Origin of the sequence: Pseudomonas sp. B15(2017), assembly GCF_002113215.1 — a bacterium.
In the GTDB taxonomy this organism is placed as follows: domain Bacteria; phylum Pseudomonadota; class Gammaproteobacteria; order Pseudomonadales; family Pseudomonadaceae; genus Aquipseudomonas.
The window spans coordinates 59492-77885 of record NZ_NEJZ01000013.1; the positions used below are offsets into that span (position 1 = coordinate 59492).

The 18394-nt window shown below is 61.7% G+C and carries 12 protein-coding genes; 8 read left to right on the forward strand and 4 right to left on the reverse strand.

Annotation, left to right across the window (positions count from 1 at the left end):
• Positions 1 to 439: 439 nt before the first annotated feature.
• Entirely contained in the window at positions 440 to 1777 is a 1338-nt protein-coding gene (locus CAF73_RS19230) for a lysine N(6)-hydroxylase/L-ornithine N(5)-oxygenase family protein (RefSeq protein ID WP_085700179.1), read from the reverse strand.
• Between the two features lie 133 nt (positions 1778 to 1910).
• A complete protein-coding gene (locus CAF73_RS19235; RefSeq protein WP_085700180.1) occupies positions 1911 to 2393 on the reverse strand; it encodes a sigma-70 family RNA polymerase sigma factor in 483 nt (160 codons plus the stop codon).
• Positions 2394 to 2726: 333 nt separating this feature from the next.
• Here CAF73_RS19235 and CAF73_RS19240 point away from each other — a divergent pair, with 333 nt between their 5' ends.
• Genes CAF73_RS19240 through CAF73_RS19250 form a run of 3 tightly spaced genes read left to right on the forward strand, consistent with a single transcriptional unit; the run spans position 2727 to position 7284 of the window.
• Complete coding sequence (locus CAF73_RS19240) at positions 2727 to 3899, forward strand: efflux RND transporter periplasmic adaptor subunit (RefSeq protein WP_085703513.1); 1173 nt, start codon at positions 2727 to 2729, stop codon at positions 3897 to 3899.
• On the forward strand, positions 3900 to 5873 hold the full coding sequence (locus CAF73_RS19245; RefSeq protein ID WP_085703514.1) for a MacB family efflux pump subunit: 1974 nt from the start codon (positions 3900 to 3902) through the stop codon (positions 5871 to 5873).
• Between the two features lie 7 nt (positions 5874 to 5880).
• Positions 5881 to 7284: an efflux transporter outer membrane subunit gene (locus CAF73_RS19250; RefSeq protein ID WP_085700183.1), complete on the forward strand. Its 1404-nt coding sequence runs from the start codon at positions 5881 to 5883 to the stop codon at positions 7282 to 7284.
• 99 nt (positions 7285 to 7383) lie between these two features.
• On the opposite strand, the gene CAF73_RS19255 is transcribed toward CAF73_RS19250, so the two are convergent.
• Complete coding sequence (locus CAF73_RS19255) at positions 7384 to 9012, reverse strand: PvdJ/PvdD/PvdP-like protein (protein WP_085700184.1); 1629 nt, start codon at positions 9010 to 9012, stop codon at positions 7384 to 7386.
• 222 nt (positions 9013 to 9234) lie between these two features.
• Here CAF73_RS19255 and pvdM point away from each other — a divergent pair, with 222 nt between their 5' ends.
• The 5 genes from pvdM (at position 9235) to CAF73_RS19280 (ending at position 17165) form a co-directional block, all read left to right on the forward strand.
• Entirely contained in the window at positions 9235 to 10584 is a 1350-nt protein-coding gene (gene pvdM, locus CAF73_RS19260; RefSeq protein WP_085700185.1) for a pyoverdine-tailoring dipeptidase-like protein PvdM, read from the forward strand.
• 27 nt (positions 10585 to 10611) lie between these two features.
• Complete coding sequence (locus CAF73_RS19265; protein ID WP_085703515.1) at positions 10612 to 11892, forward strand: aminotransferase class V-fold PLP-dependent enzyme; 1281 nt, start codon at positions 10612 to 10614, stop codon at positions 11890 to 11892.
• Positions 11893 to 11922: 30 nt separating this feature from the next.
• Positions 11923 to 12816 carry a formylglycine-generating enzyme family protein gene (locus CAF73_RS19270; protein ID WP_085700187.1) on the forward strand — a complete coding sequence of 298 codons (894 nt, stop codon included), beginning with the start codon at positions 11923 to 11925 and terminating at the stop codon, positions 12814 to 12816.
• Positions 12817 to 12934: 118 nt separating this feature from the next.
• Positions 12935 to 14584, forward strand: coding sequence for a cyclic peptide export ABC transporter (locus CAF73_RS19275; protein WP_085703516.1), 1650 nt, complete (start codon positions 12935 to 12937; stop codon positions 14582 to 14584).
• Positions 14585 to 14738: 154 nt separating this feature from the next.
• On the forward strand, positions 14739 to 17165 hold the full coding sequence (locus tag CAF73_RS19280; RefSeq protein ID WP_085700189.1) for a TonB-dependent receptor: 2427 nt from the start codon (positions 14739 to 14741) through the stop codon (positions 17163 to 17165).
• 262 nt (positions 17166 to 17427) lie between these two features.
• On the opposite strand, the gene CAF73_RS19285 is transcribed toward CAF73_RS19280, so the two are convergent.
• Positions 17428 to 18375 carry an alpha/beta hydrolase gene (locus CAF73_RS19285; RefSeq protein ID WP_085703517.1) on the reverse strand — a complete coding sequence of 316 codons (948 nt, stop codon included), beginning with the start codon at positions 18373 to 18375 and terminating at the stop codon, positions 17428 to 17430.
• Positions 18376 to 18394: the final 19 nt, after the last annotated feature.

An 18394-nucleotide genomic window follows, 5' to 3' on the forward strand; every position in this document is an offset into this window, starting at 1 on the left:
CACAGGCTTTTCAGTGTCGATGAGAAGGACGTCGGGACATGACCGGGACCGGTCATGATCGGGATGCCGCTGCTCGCTGTTCGGCGAGACAACGGCACAAAGGAATGCGCGTTATCTTGCCGAGAATCCGCCGGTTACAAGGACCGGCCGACAACTGTCACTCGAACAAGTACCCACTGTGGGTCTCCGCTATTGATGAAAACGCGCGAAGCTTACGCCCCGATATCTGGAGAGTAAACCCGGAAAAGGAAGTGCGTCGGGGAATGTGTCGGGTGTTCAGGAAGGGTTCAGGATTGCCCCCGAGATCGCCGAGATCGTTCCCACGCTCTGCGTGGGAATGCAACCGGGGACGCTCTGCGCCCCATTGGAACGCGGAGCGTCCCTTGAGGCATTCCCACGCAGAGCGTGGGAACGATCAGTGTGGAGGCTGAAAGGATACTTAGCTGGCAGTCGCCAGCAACAGATCCGCCATCGAACGGCTGTGCCCACGGTTCTTGCCATGCTCATACAGCGAGCCGGCAATCTCGTCCGCACGGATCGGCAGGATCGACAACAGCGTATCGCTCAGACCATGGCTGGCCTGGCAGAAGCCCTGCATGTACAGACCGGCCTTGCAGCGCTCGTCGGTGATCAGCTTGTAGTTGCGATCGACTTCGAAGTCGCCCAGGTACTCTTCCAGCGGCGCGAGCAGTTTGCGGTGCATCTGACGCTCGTAACCGGTGGCCAGCACGACCGCGTCGTAGACACGCACGGTGACTTCGCCGGTGGCGTTGTTGCGCACAGTCAGTTCGATACCGCGTTCGGTGGCGGTGGCTTGCTCGACGGTGGTCAGGGTACGGAACGCATGACGGGCAACACCGGAGACCTTCTGGCGGTAGAAGATGCCGTAGATGCGTTCGATCAGGTCGATGTCGACCACCGAGTAGTTGGTGTTGTGGTACTCGTTGACCAGACGCTCACGCTCGCTGCTCTTCTGCTGGAAGATCAGATCAGTGAACTCCGGCGAGAACACTTCGTTGACGAACGGGCTGTCGTCCGCCGGTTTCAGGGCCGAGCCGCGCAGGATCATGTCGACCTGCACCGACGGGAACGAATCGTTCAGATCGATAAAGGCTTCCGCCGCGCTCTGCCCGCCACCGATGATCGCGATGCTCATCGGCTGATTGTTCACGCACGGCTGCTTGGCCATTTCCGCCAGGTACTGCGAGTGGTGGAACACCCGACCGTCGCCCTTCAGCGCCTTGAACGCCTCGGGAATGCGTGGCGTGCCGCCGGCGCTGACCACAACGGAACGCGCGGTGCGCACGAACTGCTGGCCGTCCGTACCACGGGAAATCACCCGCAGCGCTTCAACCTGATGGTTGTGCAGCACCGGCTCGATGGTCAGCACTTCTTCGCCATAGCGGCTCTGTTCGGTGAACTGCGCGGCCACCCAGCGCAGGTAGTCGTTGTACTCCATGCGGCACGGGTAGAAGGTCCCGAGGTTGATGAAGTCCACCAGACGACCGTGGTGCTTGAGGTAGTTGACGAACGAATACGGGCTGGTCGGGTTGCGCAGGGTCACCAGATCCTTGAGGAAGGAAATCTGCAGCTCGCTCTGGGTCGACAGGGTATTGCCGTGCCAGCTGTAGTTGGGTTGCTTGTCGAGAAACAGCACATCCAGCTCGCCCTGGATCGGGCCGCGCTCTTGCAGAGCGATGGCCAGCGCCAGGTTCGAAGGGCCGAAACCGACGCCGATCAGGTCGTGAACGATGGGCGATGCAATTGCCTGTGTCATTTCCAGTGTCCTCTGGATGAACCCCCGAACAGCGCGGAGGAAGAGCTTGGGTGACCGGCCGGCCCGGAGCAGGACAGCAGATCGTCTGTTGAGTAGGAACGAGGACAGTGAAATGAAATTTAACGACGACGGCTCAATGGGCATCCCATTGCTTGATGCGCACGCGGCAATGTTTCATGGCGTTGACGATGTGCTTTTCCACCAGAGCCTTGGAAATGCCAAGGCGCTCGGCGATCTCGGGGTGCGACAGGCCTTCGATCTTGCGCAACAGAAAGCTCTCGCGGCACAGCGGTGAAAGCTCGGCCAGCGCACGCTGCAACATCTCCAGACGTTGACCATGATCGAGGGTGCTGTGGGGGGACGGGGTGAAATAGCGCTCTTCGCTGTCGAGCACTTCCAGCGACTCGACCTGACGCAGGGCATTGCGCCGGTGGTCGTCGATCACCAGGTTCAGCGCGGTGCGATAAAGGAAGGCCCGGGGTTGTTCGATCGGCGTATCGCTGGAACGCTCCAGGACCCGCACATAAGCGTCATGCACCACATCTTCGGCCACCTGACGGTTGCCGAGCTTGGCGTTCAGGAAACACACCAGCTCTCGATAGTAGTTTTCCAACATGACTCCCGGCCGCCTGAATGCGGGTTCTGTCCTTGAGCACACCGTTCTGCTGAGCCGCACAAGGCAGTAGCAAGATAGTGGCAACTTGAGGCGCGTAATTTATAGTAATTCTCATATAGATTTAAAGTGGTGTTTGTCGTTGCCCGACAAATAGTGTCCGGCTATACCTACAGATTGCTGTAACAACCTGTGTCGCCGCTTAAATTCCGCTCCGCTTTCATCGTTTACAGGACAGCTCCCCGTGTCTGTCGCGCCCTGCGGCAGCGTTCAACGGTGCCCGATCCTGCGCACTCCTCTGAATGACGGGCCGATTTCCACTGGCCGGAACCCTGCATGAAACGTCCCCGCCCCGCCCGACGCGCCCTGCTCGTAGTCCTTTGTCTGATCCCTGTTGTCGCCTACGCCGCCTGGCAGATCCTGCCTCCCGGACGGGACAAGTTCGCCACCGTGCAAGTGACCCGCGGCGATATCGAAAGCAGCGTCACCGCGCTGGGCACCCTGCAACCACGGCGTTATGTGGACGTCGGCGCCCAGGCGTCGGGGCAGATCCGCAAGATCCACGTGGAAGTCGGCGACGTGGTCAAGGAAGGTCAACTGCTGGTGGAAATCGATCCGTCCACCCAGAAAGCCAAACTCGACGCCGGACGTTTCTCCATCGAAAACCTCAAGGCCCAGTTGCAGGAACAGAAAGCCCAGCACGAGCTCGCGCAGCAGAAATACCAGCGTCAGCAGAACCTGGCCGCTGGCGGCGCCACCCGCGAAGAAGACGTGCAGACCGCCCGCGCCGAACTGAAAGCCACCCAGGCGCGCATCGACATGTTCCAGGCCCAGATCCGTCAGGCCGAAGCCAGCCTGCGCAGCGATCAGGCCGAGCTCGGCTATACCCGCATTTATGCGCCAATGGCCGGCACCGTGGTTGCCCTCGATGCCCGCGAAGGCCAGACCCTCAACGCCCAACAACAGACACCGCTGATCCTGCGGATCGCCAAGCTGTCGCCGATGACCGTGTGGGCGGAAGTTTCCGAAGCCGATATCGGCCACGTCAAACCGGGCATGACCGCCTACTTCACCACCCTCAGCGGCGGCCATCGACGCTGGACCAGCACCGTGCGGCAAATCCTGCCGGTACCGCCCAAACCCCTGGATCAGACCAGCCAGGGCGGCGGCAGTCCTGCCAGTTCCAGCAAAAGCGGCAGCGCGCGCGTGGTGCTCTATACCGTGCTGCTGGATGTCGACAACGCCGACAACGCACTGATGGCGGAAATGACCACCCAGGTATTCTTCGTCGCCAGCCAGGCAAAAGACGTTCTCACTGCACCGGTTGCCGCCCTGCAAGGCACAGCCACCGCGAACCGGCAGACCGCGCAGGTGATTGCCGCCAATGGCGACATCCAGTCCCGCGAAGTGCACACCGGCATCAGCGACCGCTTGAAAGTCCAGGTGCTGGAAGGCTTGAACGAAGGCGATCACCTGTTGATCGGCCCGGCCGACGGCAGCGGTGGCTAAATGCAGACGCCCTTGATCGACCTGCGGGACATCCGCAAATCCTATGGCGGTGGCGACGCCCCTGAAGTGCATGTGTTGCGCGGGATCGACCTGTCGATCCACGCCGGGGAATTCGTGGCGATTGTCGGCGCGTCCGGCTCCGGCAAATCGACGCTGATGAACATCCTCGGCTGCCTCGACCGGCCCACCTGCGGCGAATACCGTTTCGCCGGGGAAAACGTCGCCGACCTCGACACCGACGAGTTGGCCTGGCTGCGGCGCGAAGCCTTCGGTTTCGTGTTTCAGGGCTATCACCTGATTCCGTCCGGCTCGGCCCAGGAGAACGTCGAGATGCCGGCAATCTACGCCGGCACTCCCGCCGCCGAACGCCACGCCCGCGCTGCCGCCCTGCTCGACCGCCTCGGCCTGGCCTCGCGCACCGGCAACCGCCCCCATCAATTGTCAGGCGGTCAGCAGCAGCGGGTGTCGATCGCCCGGGCACTGATGAACGGCGGCCACATCATCCTCGCCGACGAACCCACCGGCGCCCTCGACAGCCACAGCGGCAAAGAAGTCATGGCGTTGCTTGACGAGCTGGCGAGCCAGGGCCACGTGGTGATCCTGATCACCCACGACCGCGAAGTCGCAGCGCGGGCCAAGCGCATTATCGAGATCCGCGACGGCCTGATCATCAGCGACAGCGCCCAGGACAGTCCCGACGCCCGGACCACAGCCAGCCCAGGCGCCCTGCAAGCGGTCGACCTGCGCAAACGCCTGACCGAGGGCGCACAAGCCTCGGGGGCCTGGAAAGGCGAACTGGTGGACGCTCTGCACGCCGCATGGCGGGTGATGTGGATCAACCGCTTCCGCACCGCGCTGACCCTGCTCGGGATCATCATCGGCGTCGCTTCGGTGGTGGTCATGCTCGCAGTGGGCGAAGGCAGCAAGCGTCAGGTCATGGCGCAGATGGGCGCTTTCGGTTCGAACATCATTTACCTCAGCGGCTCGGCACCCAATCCGCGCACGCCGCCGGGCATCATCACCCTCGATGACGTGGCGGCGCTGGCCAGCCTGCCGCAGGTCAAACGGATCATGCCGGTCAACGGCGCGGAGGCTGGTGTGCGGTTTGGCAACGCCGACCACATGAGCTACGTCGGCGGCAACGACACCAACTTCCCGGCGATCTTCAACTGGCCGGTGGTCGAGGGCAGCTACTTCACCGATGCCGATGAGCGCAACGCCAGCGCGGTGGCGGTGATCGGCAAGAAGGTTCGCGACAAACTGCTCAAGGATGTGCTCAACCCCATCGGCCAATACATCCTGATCGAGAACGTGCCGTTCCAGGTGGTCGGCGTGCTCCAGGAAAAAGGCGCCAGCTCCGGCGATCAGGACAGCGACGACCGCATCGCCATCCCCTACTCCGCTGCCAGCGTGCGGCTGTTCGGCACGCGCAATCCGGAATACGTCGCCATCGCCGCGGCGGATGCACGCAAGGTCAAGGAAGCCGAACACGCCATCGAGCAATTGATGCTGCGCCTGCACAACGGCAAAAAGGATTTCGAACTGACCAACAACGCCGCCATGATCCAGGCCGAAGCGCGCACGCAAAATACCCTGTCGCTGATGCTCGGCTCGATTGCGGCGATTTCGCTGCTGGTCGGCGGGATTGGCGTGATGAACATCATGCTCATGACCGTGCGCGAACGCACCCGCGAGATCGGCATTCGCATGGCCACCGGCGCTCGCCAGCGCGACATTCTGCGGCAGTTCCTCACCGAAGCGGTGATGCTCTCGGTGGTCGGCGGGATCACCGGGATTGGCTTGGCGCTGATCGTCGGCGGCGTGCTGATCCTCAGCGACGTTGCCGTCGCCTTCTCGTTGCTGGCGGTGCTCGGCGCTTTTGGCTGCGCCCTTGTCACCGGCGTTGTCTTCGGCTTCATGCCGGCCCGCAAAGCTGCCCGGCTCGACCCGGTCACGGCCCTTACCAGTGAATGATCGATCTATGAAACCGCGCCTCAGTTTATTGACCGTGTGCCTGTTGCTCAGCGCCTGCGGCAGTCCCGCCCAGCGTCCCGACAGCGGGTTGCAACCGCCCGCCAACTGGCAATCGCCCCACGGCGCCAGCGTCGACCGCATCAATGCGCAATGGTGGAAACAATTCGGCAGCCAGGAACTTGATCGTCTGATCGAACAGGCTCGCGCCGGCAGTTTCGACCTCGCCGCCGCCATGGCCCGGGTACGCCAGGCCCGGGCCGGCACCGTGATCGCCGGCGGCTCACAACTGCCTGAAGTGCAGGCCAGGCTCAATGCCAATCGGCAGAAACTGTTGCGCGGCAATGGCTACAGCCAACTGGACGCCGACAGCAGCAACAAGGCCGTGGATTACTTCGACGCCAATCTGAATGCCAGTTACGAAATCGACTTCTGGGGTGGCAAACAGGCCTTGCGCGACAGTGCGCAATTCGCCTTGCAGGCCAGCGAGTTCGACCGTGCCACGGTGGAGTTGACCTTGTTCGGCAGTGTCGCCGACACCTATGCGCAAACCTTGTCGCTGCGCGAGCAGAGCCGCATTGCCGAACTCAATCTGGCCAACGCGCAAAACGTTTTGAAACTGGTGCAAACGCGTTTTGACTCAGGCTCGGCAACCGCCCTGGAACTGGCTCAGCAGAAAAGCCTGGTAGCCGCCCAGCTACGGCAATTGCCGCGGGTGCAGCAACAGGCCCGGGACGCTTCAATCAGCCTTGCAGCCCTGCTGGGCCGCCCGGTTCAGGAACTTGCGCTGAACCGGGAATCGTTCGATCAACTGCATTGGCCGGAAATCGCCGCGGGCGTGCCAAGCGATCTGCTCAATCGCCGCCCGGACATCGCCCGCGCCGAAGCACAACTGGCCGCCGCCAAGGCCGACGTCAAAGTCGCCCGCGCCGCGATGCTGCCCACTGTCACTTTGAGTGCCAGTATCGGCTCGGGGGCCGACCAGTTCCGCGACGTTCTGCGCAGCCCCTTCTATAACCTGACCGCCGGACTCATCGGGCCGGTCTTCAATAACGGTCGTCTCGGCGCAGAGCGCGACAAGGCCACTGCACGTCAGGATGAACTGCTGCAGAACTATCGCGGCGCGATCATCAACGGCTTCGCCGATGTCGAAAAAGCCTTGAACAGCATTCGCGGCCTCGATGAACAACGGCAATGGCAAAGCGAGGAACTGCGGCAAGCGCAGACGGCGTTCGACATCGCCCAGAGTCGCTACCAGGCCGGCGCAGAGGATTTGCTGACGGTACTGGAAACCCAGCGCACGCTCTATGCCGCGCAGGACTTGAATGTGCAGTTGCGATTGTCGCGAATGCAGGCAAGCATCGCGTTGTACAAGGCGTTGGGCGGCGGCTGGCAGACACTGGCATCACGCTGACCTGCAAATGCAATCGCCAGCAGGCCGAAGCCCACAACATTCATCGATGCAACTGAATGCGTGGGCGTCGACCTGCCGGCGAGTGCAGTGAAGAGCGTCTCAGACCGGCGTCTGTCTGGGCTTCAGATGACGCGCATACCATGGACGCCGCGGCACCTTGCGGAACAACGACGACAACACCTTCTCGTCGTCGCTGAAGGTGATGCGCAGGGCCAGCTTCATGGTTTCCGGATCCATCTCCACGGACTTGCCAGGCTGCAGGCCCGGCACCGTGCTGCAGCCGTGAGTGATCGGCCCGAGCCACGGGTCGGCGACTTCCACCCAGCGTCCCGGTGCAAACCACGGCACACCATTGACCTGCAAGCGACTGACCTCGCCCGGATGAAAGCGTTCGTGCGCGCGGAACCAGTCCTCCAGGCGATCATCGATCCAGCCATGGAACGCCCAGAACACCGGGCTCACATGAGAGGAGAACGGATCACCCAGAAAATCGTTTTCAGCGGCGTACCAGCGCGCGGAAAAATCGGCCGGATCACGCGCAAACGGCACCGGTTGCCCGTTGGAAGGATCGCGCGGCACGGACGCCCAGCGCATGTGCAGCCAGTCGTGCAGCCCCAGTTCAACTTCCGAGCCAAACTGTCCCAGGGTCAGTTTGGCCAGGTAGCGCGGGTCACGGTAGCGCGATTCCCACACCAGGAAATTACTGTGATACGTCTCGGCCGTCTTGATGTCGCTGACCCATTGCGAATATTCGTCATCGTCCTCGGCCAGCCAGGTCGGCGGCAGCGAAGTGCCGTCGTGGTTGTCGAAGTAGGCGGCGAAACCCTGGCGATCGCGGATCAACTCCGGCTGCGGCAGCGGAAAATGCTGCCACGACGGCAGATCCTGCATTGAACGCGCCGTGCCCAGCATGTGGCGGTGCATGAAGAAGAAATCGATCCCCGAACCATTGCGATCCTTGCGCGGGCCACGGGCGTCACGCTCCTTGTCACGCGGGCCGGGCTGCCAGCCGATACCGCGCAGGGCGCCGCGTTTTTCCTCGCTCAAGGTATGCCACTTGTCGCGGCTGGCGTGCCAGAGCTGATGGAACAAGCGGTGCTCGGGAGAGATCAGCCAGGCCAGCAACGTCGGGTTCAACCCTGTGCGTTCGCGGGCCTCGGGGAACACACGCTTGACGGCAATGAAACGATGGTCCTGCGCCGGCAGCATCAAGGGTCGATCAAGGTTGAGGACGCGCCCGCTGAGGCTGCCGCTGCCGGCGTTGCCGAAACCGCCCCAGACTTCATCCAGCGCCATGTTGAATTCGTAGTCCGGTGCACCGTCGGCCGCCGATGTGCTGACCAGACGCCAACTCAATTGCGAGGCTTTGACGTCGGCGAGGTCCGCGAGAATTCGATAGCGCGGCGCCTGTGACGAGCGCAAACGCTCGGCCGTGTCGAGAAAACCGGTCACGCCGCGCCCTTTGTGGGCAACATCGAGAAACACTTCCAGACCGTCTCTGGGCAAACCCGCGATACCGGCGTCATGGCCCTCGAAACGAATCTGCCAGACACCGCGCAACGCATCCGCCAGGCGTTGCCCGGCGACATCCGCGACATCGAACGACGCCTCACCCGGGGTGATCGTCGGATCCGGCTTCGTCCATTCACGATGCCCAAAATACGCTGCAGGCACAGCGGCGCCGGTCAATGCCAGGCCCGCCATGAACCATCGTCGAGAAATCTTCATTGCCCTACCTGTGTCAGCCATGAAGCAGGCTTTATCCAAGCTAGAACGTTTGTTGCAGAGGGAAATTTATGGCGTCCCGGAAAGATCGCAGCCTTGGGCAGTGCCTGCCTCAAGCTGTGTTCTTTCGCGCCAGACCTAAATTACCCGGCTGCTCAGTCGTTCCACCCAGATAGCAAAGGCCCTTGCGCCTGCACCTCGACGGCGAACCTGACTGAGATGGCAATGACAAAACCACGTTCGAAAAAGGCTCTTTACATCGGCCTGCCGCTGGCCCTGGCGATCAGTGCTGCCGCAGGCTTTGCGGTCTGGGAGCACTGGTTCAAGGACAATCCCGGTTACCCGGTCAAAGTCATGCAGCAAGCCGATGCGCTGCAGGATCGCATCCTCTCTTTCGACAGCCACATCACCGTGCCGCTGGATTTCGGCACGGCCGGCAACGAAGCCGACAAGGATGGCAGCGGCCAGTTCGATCTGGTGAAAACCGCCCGCGGACGCCTGTCCGGGGCCGCCCTGACGATCTTCGGCTGGCCGGAAATCTGGAACGGCGCCAACGCGCCACACCGTCCGACTGCCGGGTTTGTCGAAGAAGCACGCTTGGAACAGGAAACCCGCTACAAGATCATCAGCTCCCTGGTGCGCGATTTCCCCAATCAGGTTGCCATCGCCTACACCCCGGACGATTTCCGCCGCCTGCATGGCGAAGGCAAGTTTGCGATTTTCATGAGCATGCTCAACGCCTATCCACTGGGCAACGATCTGAACGCCCTGGACAAGTGGGCCGCACGCGGCATGCGCATGTTCGGTTTCAGTTACGTGGGCAACAACGACTGGGCCGATTCTTCACGACCACTGCCGTTTTTCAATGACACCCGCGATGCGCTTGGCGGTCTGTCGGACATTGGCAAGCAAGCCGTGCATCGCCTCAACGATCTGGGCGTCATCATCGATGTCTCGCAGATGTCGACCAAGGCACTGGAACAGGTCGCACAGCTGAGTCGCGCACCGATCGTGGCCTCCCATTCGGCACCGCGGGCGCTGGTGGATATCCCGCGCAATATCAGCGACCAGGAAATGCAACTGATCAAGAACAGCGGCGGCGTGGTGCAGATCGTCGGTTTCCCGACTTACTTGCGTCCGTTGAGCCAGGCGACCCGGGACAAGCTCAACGCATTGCGGGCCAGGTTTGACCTGCAGCCGTTGCAGGGCCTGGAGATGGCACTGATGCCGGGCGACCCGATCATCACCGTGTGGCCGGAACAACGCTTTGGCGAGTACGCCGGCCAGCTCTACGCAATCGTCGACGAAGAGCCCAAAGCCAACCTCAAGGATTTCGGCGACGCCATTGATTACGCCGTGAAGAAAATCGGTATCGACCATGTCGGGATCAGTTCCGACTTCAACGACGGCGGCGGCCTGGACGGCTGGAAGGACGTCAGCGAAGCGCGCAACGTAACCGCCGAGTTGATCTCCCGTGGTTACAGCGAGGCCGACATTGCCAAATTGTGGGGCGGCAACTTCCTGCGAGTCTGGGAACAGGTACAAAAATCCTCCAAACCTGTCGTCAACCGCTGACACCTCTCGAACAAGCGATCAGAACTCATGACCAACCGTCGTTCTTTCCTCAAGCAGGCCGGCATCCTTGCCGCCGGCCTGCCCCTGGGCGCTGCCATCAACCTGCCGGCCCGCGCCGCCAACCCACAACCGCTCGCCGGGAACAAATGGGACCGATTGCGCCAGCTGTTCGATCAGGATCCGGATTATCTGCATTTCGCCAACTTCCTCGTGACATCCCATCCGCGCCCGGTACGCGAAGCCATCGAACGCTATCGAGTGACCCTCGACCGCAATCCCGGACGGGCGATGGACTGGGATCTGGGTGAAACCGAAAAACGCGAGCAAGCCGTGCGCGAATGGGCCGGTCGCTACCTCAAGGCCAAGCCCGAACAGATCGCCCTCACCGGCAGCACCACCGAAGGTCTGGCGCTGATCTATGGCGGCATCCATGTGCGTGCCGATCAGGAAATTCTCACCACCGAACACGAGCACTACTCAACCCACTACACGCTGGGTTATCGCCAACAGAAAGATGGCGTAAAGGTGCGCAAACTGAAGTTGTTCGACAGCAGCGCAAAGGCGTCCGTCGACGAAATACTGACCCGTATCGACCAGGGCATTCGCCCCGAAACCCGCGTACTGGGCATGACCTGGGTGCAATCGGGCAGCGGCGTGAAACTGCCGATCGGCGAGATCGGCAAACTGGTGGACCGGCACAATCGCCAGCGAGAGGAAAAGGATCGCATCCTGTACGTCGTCGACGGCGTGCATGGTTTCGGTGTCGACGACCTCGACTTCCCCGACATGCACTGCGACTTCTTTATCGCCGGCACCCACAAGTGGATGTTCGGCCCCCGCGGCACCGGGATCATTTGCGCACGCTCCAGCGAACTCAAGGACGTCACCCCGACCATCCCGACCTTCTCTGAAGCCACCACGTTCTCGACCATCATGACCCCCGGCGGGTATCACAGTTTCGAACACCGCTGGGCGCTGGACGAAGCGTTCAAGCTGCATTTGTCGCTGGGCAAGCGCGAGGTGCAAACGCGCATTCACGAACTCAACACCTACGCCAAGAACCGCTTGCTGGAACACCGCTCGATTGAACTGGTGACACCCCGCAGCACCGATCTGTCCGCCGGTTTCACCTTCTTCCGGATCAAGGATCGCGACTGCGATCAGGTCGCCGCCCGGCTCATGCAAAACCGCGTGGTGTGTGACGCGGTGGAGCGCGACGTCGGCCCGGTGATCCGCATCGCACCCGGCCTGCTGAACAGCGAAAACGACATCGAGCGTTTCATGGCCGTACTCGACAAACAGTTGTGACACCCCGCTTTCCTTTAAACGAGATGACTCATGAAACGTGATCTGTTGACCCCTGCCCACGGCGCCAGCGCGCTCAAGGCACTGGCCCTCGCCGCCCTCATGACCGGTCTGCTGCCGAGCGCCGCGCAGGCCGCGACACCGCCCGCCGCAGGCAAAGTATTCAAGGACTGCAAAGACTGCCCGGAAATGGTCGTACTGCCGGCCGGCACCTTCACCATGGGCACGCCGGAGGATGAAGTGGGCCGCGAACCCGACGAGGGCCCGATGCATGAAGTGACCTTCGCCAAACCCTTCGCCATGAGCCGCTTCCAGATCACCGCGGGTGAATGGGACAGCTACATTCGCGAGAGCGGTGCGGTGATCGCCAACGGCGACACGCGCCCTGGTCGCGAGTGCATCGCAAGCAAACCGCGCTACCCGCAAACCCCGCGTCAGCCGGCCGTGTGCATGGATTTCCAGGACATCAAGAACTACGTCGCCTGGCTGTCGAAAAAAACCGGGCAGAAATACAGCATGCTCAGCGAAGCCCAGCGCGAATACGGTGCCCGGGCAGGATCCAAAGGACCGTTCCCCTTCCCGTTCGACGAGGGCAAGGGCTACAGCATCGCCAAACACGCCAACACCTACGGCCCGGCGGACGGTTACAGCTTCAGCTCGCCGGTGGGCAGCTACCCGGCCAATGCCTTTGGCCTGTACGACATGCACGGCAATGTCTATGAGTGGGTCGAAGACTGCTATCACCCGGACTACAACGGTGCGCCAACCGATGGCAGCGCGTGGCTTGAACCCAACTGCGAGACCCTGCGCATTCGCGGCAATGACTGGGGTGAAGCGCCGGTATTCTCCCGCTCGGGCAACCGCAACGACATCGATCCGAAAACCCGTGGCGACTGGATCGGTTTCCGTGTCGTGCGTGAGTTGTAATCGGCAGTAACGCTTCTCCCCCTCCCCCGGTCGCCGCCAGTCGGCGACCGTCTAAATTACGCACCGGATCAGACGTTCTACTGGGTATCTGCCTTACGACCCAAGGAACTGTCCTGTCATGACCCAGCCTACGCGCGGTGCAATTCATGAATTGTTCACCCTACTCAAACCTTTTCGGCTCGTCGTCGCACTGTCGGTCATTCTGGGTATGGTCGGTGGCCTGAGTGTCACGGTCCTGCTGGCCACCATCAATAATGCGCTGCACTCCGAATCCGGTCTGACCCAAGGCGTAGTCGCGCTGTTCGGCGGCCTGTGCGTGCTGGCACTGCTCAGCTCGATCTGTTCGGACATCGGCACCAACTATGTCGGCCAGCACATCATCGCCACCCTGCGCAAACAGCTGGGCGAGAAAGTGCTGTCGGCACCGATCGAGCAGATTGAACGCTATCGCAGCCATCGCCTGATTCCGGTGCTGACGCACGACGTTGACACCATCAGCGACTTCGCCTTCGCCTTCGCCCCCCTGGCCATCTCGCTGACCGTCACCCTCGGTTGCATGGGCTACCTGGCGATGCTGTCGTGGCCAATGTTCCTGATCATGGTCGTGGCGATCCTGATCGGCACTGGCATCCAGTACTTCGCCCAGGGGCGCGGGATCAAGGGCTTCTTCGCCGCCCGTGACGCTGAAGACGAACTGCAAAAGCACTACAACGCGATTGCCGAAGGCGCCAAGGAACTGCGCATTCATCGCCCGCGCCGCCAGCGCATGTTCAACAGCGGCATCAAGGGCACTGCCGATTTCATCTGCAAGACCCAGATCAAATCGATCAACACGTTCGTGATTGCCAAGAGTTTCGGCTCGATGCTGTTCTTTGTGGTCATCGGTCTGGCGCTGGCCCTGCAATCGTTCTGGCCCAGCGCTGACAAAACCGTGATGAGCGGTTTTGTTCTGGTGCTGCTGTACATGAAAGGTCCGCTGGAACACCTGGTCGGCACCTTGCCGGTGGTCAGCCGCGCGCAGATCGCCTTCCGCCGCATCGCTGAACTGTCGGCGCAATTCTCCTCGCCCGAGCCGCATCTGCTGCTCAGCGATCATGGCCAGAAAGCCGAGCCGGTGCAGAGCCTGGAACTCAAAGACGTGCGCTACGCCTTCCCGGCCGTGGGCGAGGCCAACCCGTTCACGCTGGGGCCGGTGAACCTGAAGATCGAACAAGGCGACATCGTCTTCATCGTCGGCGAGAACGGCTGCGGCAAGACCACCCTGATCAAACTGCTGCTGGGTCTGTATCCGCCGCAGCAGGGAGAAATCCGCCTCAACGGCGAATGCGTGACCGCCCTCACCCGCGATGATTACCGCCAGTTGTTCACCACGGTCTTTGCCGACTACTACCTGTTCGATGACGTGGTGCAAGGCGATACGCACATTCCCGACGATGCCAACAAATACCTGCAACGCCTGGAAATCGCCCACAAGGTCAGCGTGCAGGACGGCAGCTTCACCACCACTGACCTGTCCACCGGGCAGCGCAAGCGTCTGGCGCTGGTCAATGCGTGGCTGGAGGAGCGCCCGGTGCTGGTGTTCGACGAATGGGCCGCGGATCAGGACCCGACCTTCCGCCGGATCTTCTACACCGAGCTGCTGCCCGACCTCAAACGACTGGGCAAGACCATCATCGTGATCTCCCACGATGACCGTTATTTCGATGTCGCCGACCAGTTGGTGCGCATGGATGCCGGCAAAGTCAAAACCGCGCTCAACCCGGCCTGATACGCCAACCGCTCAGGGATGAGCTGATCCCGCTTTCGCGCGATAGCAGAGTTCTTCGCAGGTCGCGGGATTTTTTCCGGTTTTTACGCAGTGTTGCGTCTAATTATCATTAACTAATAAAACTGCACTCGCACTTCAGGAGCATCCCGAGCAAATGCAAGCCTTAAAGTTGTCCCGCACCCCTCTGGCCGAGGCCATCTCCCGCCGCAATCCGCGTGGCGCAATGCTGTCAGGTGCTCTGCTGACGCTGATGCTATTGGGCAGCACCCAGGTTCAAGCGACGCCGGTCGACGTCAACATCCCTGCGCAACCGCTGTCCCGGGCACTGCAACAGCTTGGGCAACAAGCCAATCTGCAGATTCTCTACAGCCCGGAATCCCTGGCTGGCCTGAACTCGACCGCGGTATCCGGTCACCTGGAACCGAAACAGGCGCTGGACAACTTGCTGCTGGGGAGCGGCATGACCTATCAACTGACCGGCAACTCGGTTTCGCTGGTGCCAGCCACCGGTGCAGACGCGGGAAACGCGCTGGAGCTGGGCGCGGTATCGATTTCCGGCAAGGCGCCGGGCTCGACCACTGAAGGGTCCGGGCTGTACACCACGTACTCGTCCAGCAGTTCGACGCGTCTGAACCTGACTCCCAAGGAAACCCCGCAGTCACTGACCGTCATGACCCGTCAGCGCCTGGACGACCAGCACCTGACCAACCTCAGCGATACCCTCGACGCCACTCCGGGCATCATCGTGCTGCGTGACGGTCAGGGCGCCGAGTCCGACGGCTACTTCTCCCGTGGTTTCGAGATCCAGAACTTCGAAATCGACGGCGTGCCGACCGTCAAGCGCATGGACAACTACACCCAGAGCATGGCGATGTACGACCGGGTGGAAGTGGTGCGTGGCGCCACCGGCCTGATCAGCGGCCTGGGCAGCCCTTCGGCCACCATCAACCTGATCCGCAAGCGCCCGACCGCCGAGGCTCAGGCCAGCGTCACCGCCGAGGCCGGCAACTGGGATCGCTACGGCACCGGTTTCGATGTCTCCGGGCCGTTGACCGAAACCGGCAACATCCGTGGCCGTCTGGTCGGCGACTTCAAGACCGAACAGTCCTGGATTGACCGCTACAAGCAGGATTCGCAGCTGATGTATGGCATCACCGAATTCGACCTGAGCGAAGACACCTTGCTGACCATGGGCTTCAGCTACCAGCGCACCGACGTCGATTCGCCAATGCGTTCGGGCCTGCCGACGCGCTTCACCGACGGTTCGCGCACCAACCTCAAGCGTTCCCTGAACTCGGCGCAGACCTGGTCTTACAACGACCACGAACAAACCAGCTTCTTCACCTCGATCGAACAACAGTTCGGCAACGGCTGGAGCGGCAAGGTTGAACTGACTCACTCCGAAAACAAATTCGACGAGGTCTTCAACTACGTCAACGGCACCCTGAACCCAGACGGCAGCGGCACCACCCAACTGCCGGTACGCTTCTCCGGCACCCCGCGCCAGAACAACATCGACGCCTACCTGACCGGCCCGTTCGGCCTGCTGGGTCGCGAGCACGAGCTGATCGCCGGTGTGACCCTGTCCAACTACTACGAAAACGTGCCGAGCTACGGTGGCTGGAAAACCGACTACTCCAATTCCCCGGCCGGTGCCATCGACAACCTGCTGAACTGGAACGGCAACTCGGTCAAACCCGAATTCAACGTCACCGGCAAATCCACCGTCGATGAAACGCAATACGCCGCTTACCTGGCCACCCGGCTGCGCGCCACCGATGACCTGAGCATCCTGCTCGGCAGCCGCGTGGTCGACTGGCATCGTGACACCGAAGACAAGCCGTACGGCGCAGCAGAAACCAAGACCAAAGAATCGGAAACCGGTGTCTACATTCCTTACGCGGGTGTGGTCTACGACGTTAACGACACCTGGTCGCTGTATGCCAGCTACACCAAGATCTTCAACCCGCAATCGTCCTGGGTTCGCGACATCAACAACAAGCCTCTGGATCCGATGGAAGGCACCGGCTACGAAGTCGGCGTCAAGGGCAGCCACTTCGATGGCAAGCTGAACTCCAGCTTCGCGCTGTTCAAGATCGAGCAGGACAACCTGGCGATCTGGATCGACACCCCGGGCGGCAACACCTACAAGTCCGAACAGGGCACCACCACCAAAGGTGCTGAATTCACCCTCGATGGCGAACTGGCCGAAGGCTGGCAAGCGTCTGCCGGTTACGCCTATGCCGTCAGCACCGATGCCGATGACAACCGCATCGTCACCACCCTGCCCCGTCACAGCCTCAAGACCTTCACCAGCTATCGCCTGCCGGGCATCCTGGACAAAGTCACCGTCGGCGGCGGCGTGAACTGGCAGAGCAAGACCGGTGCCGACCTGCATACCTTCCAGCAAGGCAGCTACGCCGTCACCAACCTGCTGGCACGCTACGACATCAGCAAAAACCTCAGCGCCTCGGTCAACCTGAACAACGTATTCGACCGCGAATACCTCAGCTATGCCGGCGACCACGGCATGTACGGCGCACCGCGCAACATCATGACCGGCTTCAAGTACACGTTCTGATTTAACCGCTGCAATACAAAAAGCGCCCCGGTCTGACCGGGGCGCTTTTTTTTGGGATGAACGTTTAATGACACAGCAAAGCATGCGGAAGGAAGCCAGGTGTAATTCGAACTACACCAACGGCAGACAAGGTTTCAAACCGGAACAGCCAAGCGCCTGAAACCGGACGTCACGACCGGCCTCTTCGCGAGCAGGCTCGCTCCCACAGGGACGGGTATTGAAGGCCTGATGTGGAATGAAGCGCACATCAGGCCAGGTCGGATCAGACCGTTTCGGGATACATCACGGTGCGCAGCACGCTCACCAGTTCCTGATAGATCGCCTCGACCTCCTCGGTGACCATGCGCATGCGTAAAAAGTCATGCACGTGGCCGCCGAACTCGCGGCATTCGAGCAAGCCGCCCGACGCCGCCAGACGCTCGGCGTAGGCGCGGCCTTCATCGACCAGCGGATCGAAACCGGCCAGCGCCACGTAGGCCGGGGCTGCGCCGTTGAGGTCGGGGCTCAGCAGTGGCGAGAAGCGCCAGTCGCGGCGATCCTCGATGCTGCGGGCGTAGTGCTGGTAGAACCATTCCAGCGTTTCGCTTTCCAGCAGGTAGCCTTCACCGAGCAAGTCCATCGACTCTCGGCGCTGCGAGGCGTCGGTCACCGGGTAGCAGAGCAATTGCAGGCACGGTTTCAGCGCGCCGGGGGCGCGTGCCTCAAGTGCCAGCACGGTCGCCAGCGTGGCGCCGACGCTGTCGCCGCCAAACACCAGGCGCGACAGATCGAGATCGAATTCGCCGGCCCGTTCGCGCAGCCAATCCAGGGCATCGGCACAATCGTGCAACGCCACCGGGAATTTGTGTTCCGGCGCGCGGCGGTAACCCACCGACAGCACCGCACACGGTGTGCGCGCGCAGAACTCACGGCAAATACCGTCATGGGAGTCGAGGCTGCCGACGACGAAACCACCGCCGTGCAAAAACAGCAGCACCGGCAAGACACCGTCCTTGTGCAACGGACGGTACAGCCGCAAGGTCAGCTCGGCGCCGTCGCGGGCAAGGTGTCGCACCTCATTCACTTCGACATCCGGCACCTCCCAACGCATCTGTTGCGAGGACTGCTCGAACGCCTCCCGGGCCTGCTCGGGTGTCCCTTGGTGAAACGCAACGTTCCGACTGTCTTCGACCAGATCAAGAAACGCCGCTACTTCCGAATTCAATGACATGCACCCCATCCCGGGCCGA

Coding starts and splice junctions, on each gene's coding strand:
- CAF73_RS19230 (WP_085700179.1), bottom strand. CDS start 1,777: ATGACACAGGCAATTGCATCGCCCATCGTTCACGACCTGATCGGCGTC.
- CAF73_RS19235 (WP_085700180.1), bottom strand. CDS start 2,393: ATGTTGGAAAACTACTATCGAGAGCTGGTGTGTTTCCTGAACGCCAAG.
- CAF73_RS19240 (WP_085703513.1), top strand. CDS start 2,727: ATGAAACGTCCCCGCCCCGCCCGACGCGCCCTGCTCGTAGTCCTTTGT.
- CAF73_RS19245 (WP_085703514.1), top strand. CDS start 3,900: ATGCAGACGCCCTTGATCGACCTGCGGGACATCCGCAAATCCTATGGC.
- CAF73_RS19250 (WP_085700183.1), top strand. CDS start 5,881: ATGAAACCGCGCCTCAGTTTATTGACCGTGTGCCTGTTGCTCAGCGCC.
- CAF73_RS19255 (WP_085700184.1), bottom strand. CDS start 9,012: ATGAAGATTTCTCGACGATGGTTCATGGCGGGCCTGGCATTGACCGGC.
- pvdM (WP_085700185.1), top strand. CDS start 9,235: ATGACAAAACCACGTTCGAAAAAGGCTCTTTACATCGGCCTGCCGCTG.
- CAF73_RS19265 (WP_085703515.1), top strand. CDS start 10,612: ATGACCAACCGTCGTTCTTTCCTCAAGCAGGCCGGCATCCTTGCCGCC.
- CAF73_RS19270 (WP_085700187.1), top strand. CDS start 11,923: ATGAAACGTGATCTGTTGACCCCTGCCCACGGCGCCAGCGCGCTCAAG.
- CAF73_RS19275 (WP_085703516.1), top strand. CDS start 12,935: ATGACCCAGCCTACGCGCGGTGCAATTCATGAATTGTTCACCCTACTC.
- CAF73_RS19280 (WP_085700189.1), top strand. CDS start 14,739: ATGCAAGCCTTAAAGTTGTCCCGCACCCCTCTGGCCGAGGCCATCTCC.
- CAF73_RS19285 (WP_085703517.1), bottom strand. CDS start 18,375: ATGTCATTGAATTCGGAAGTAGCGGCGTTTCTTGATCTGGTCGAAGAC.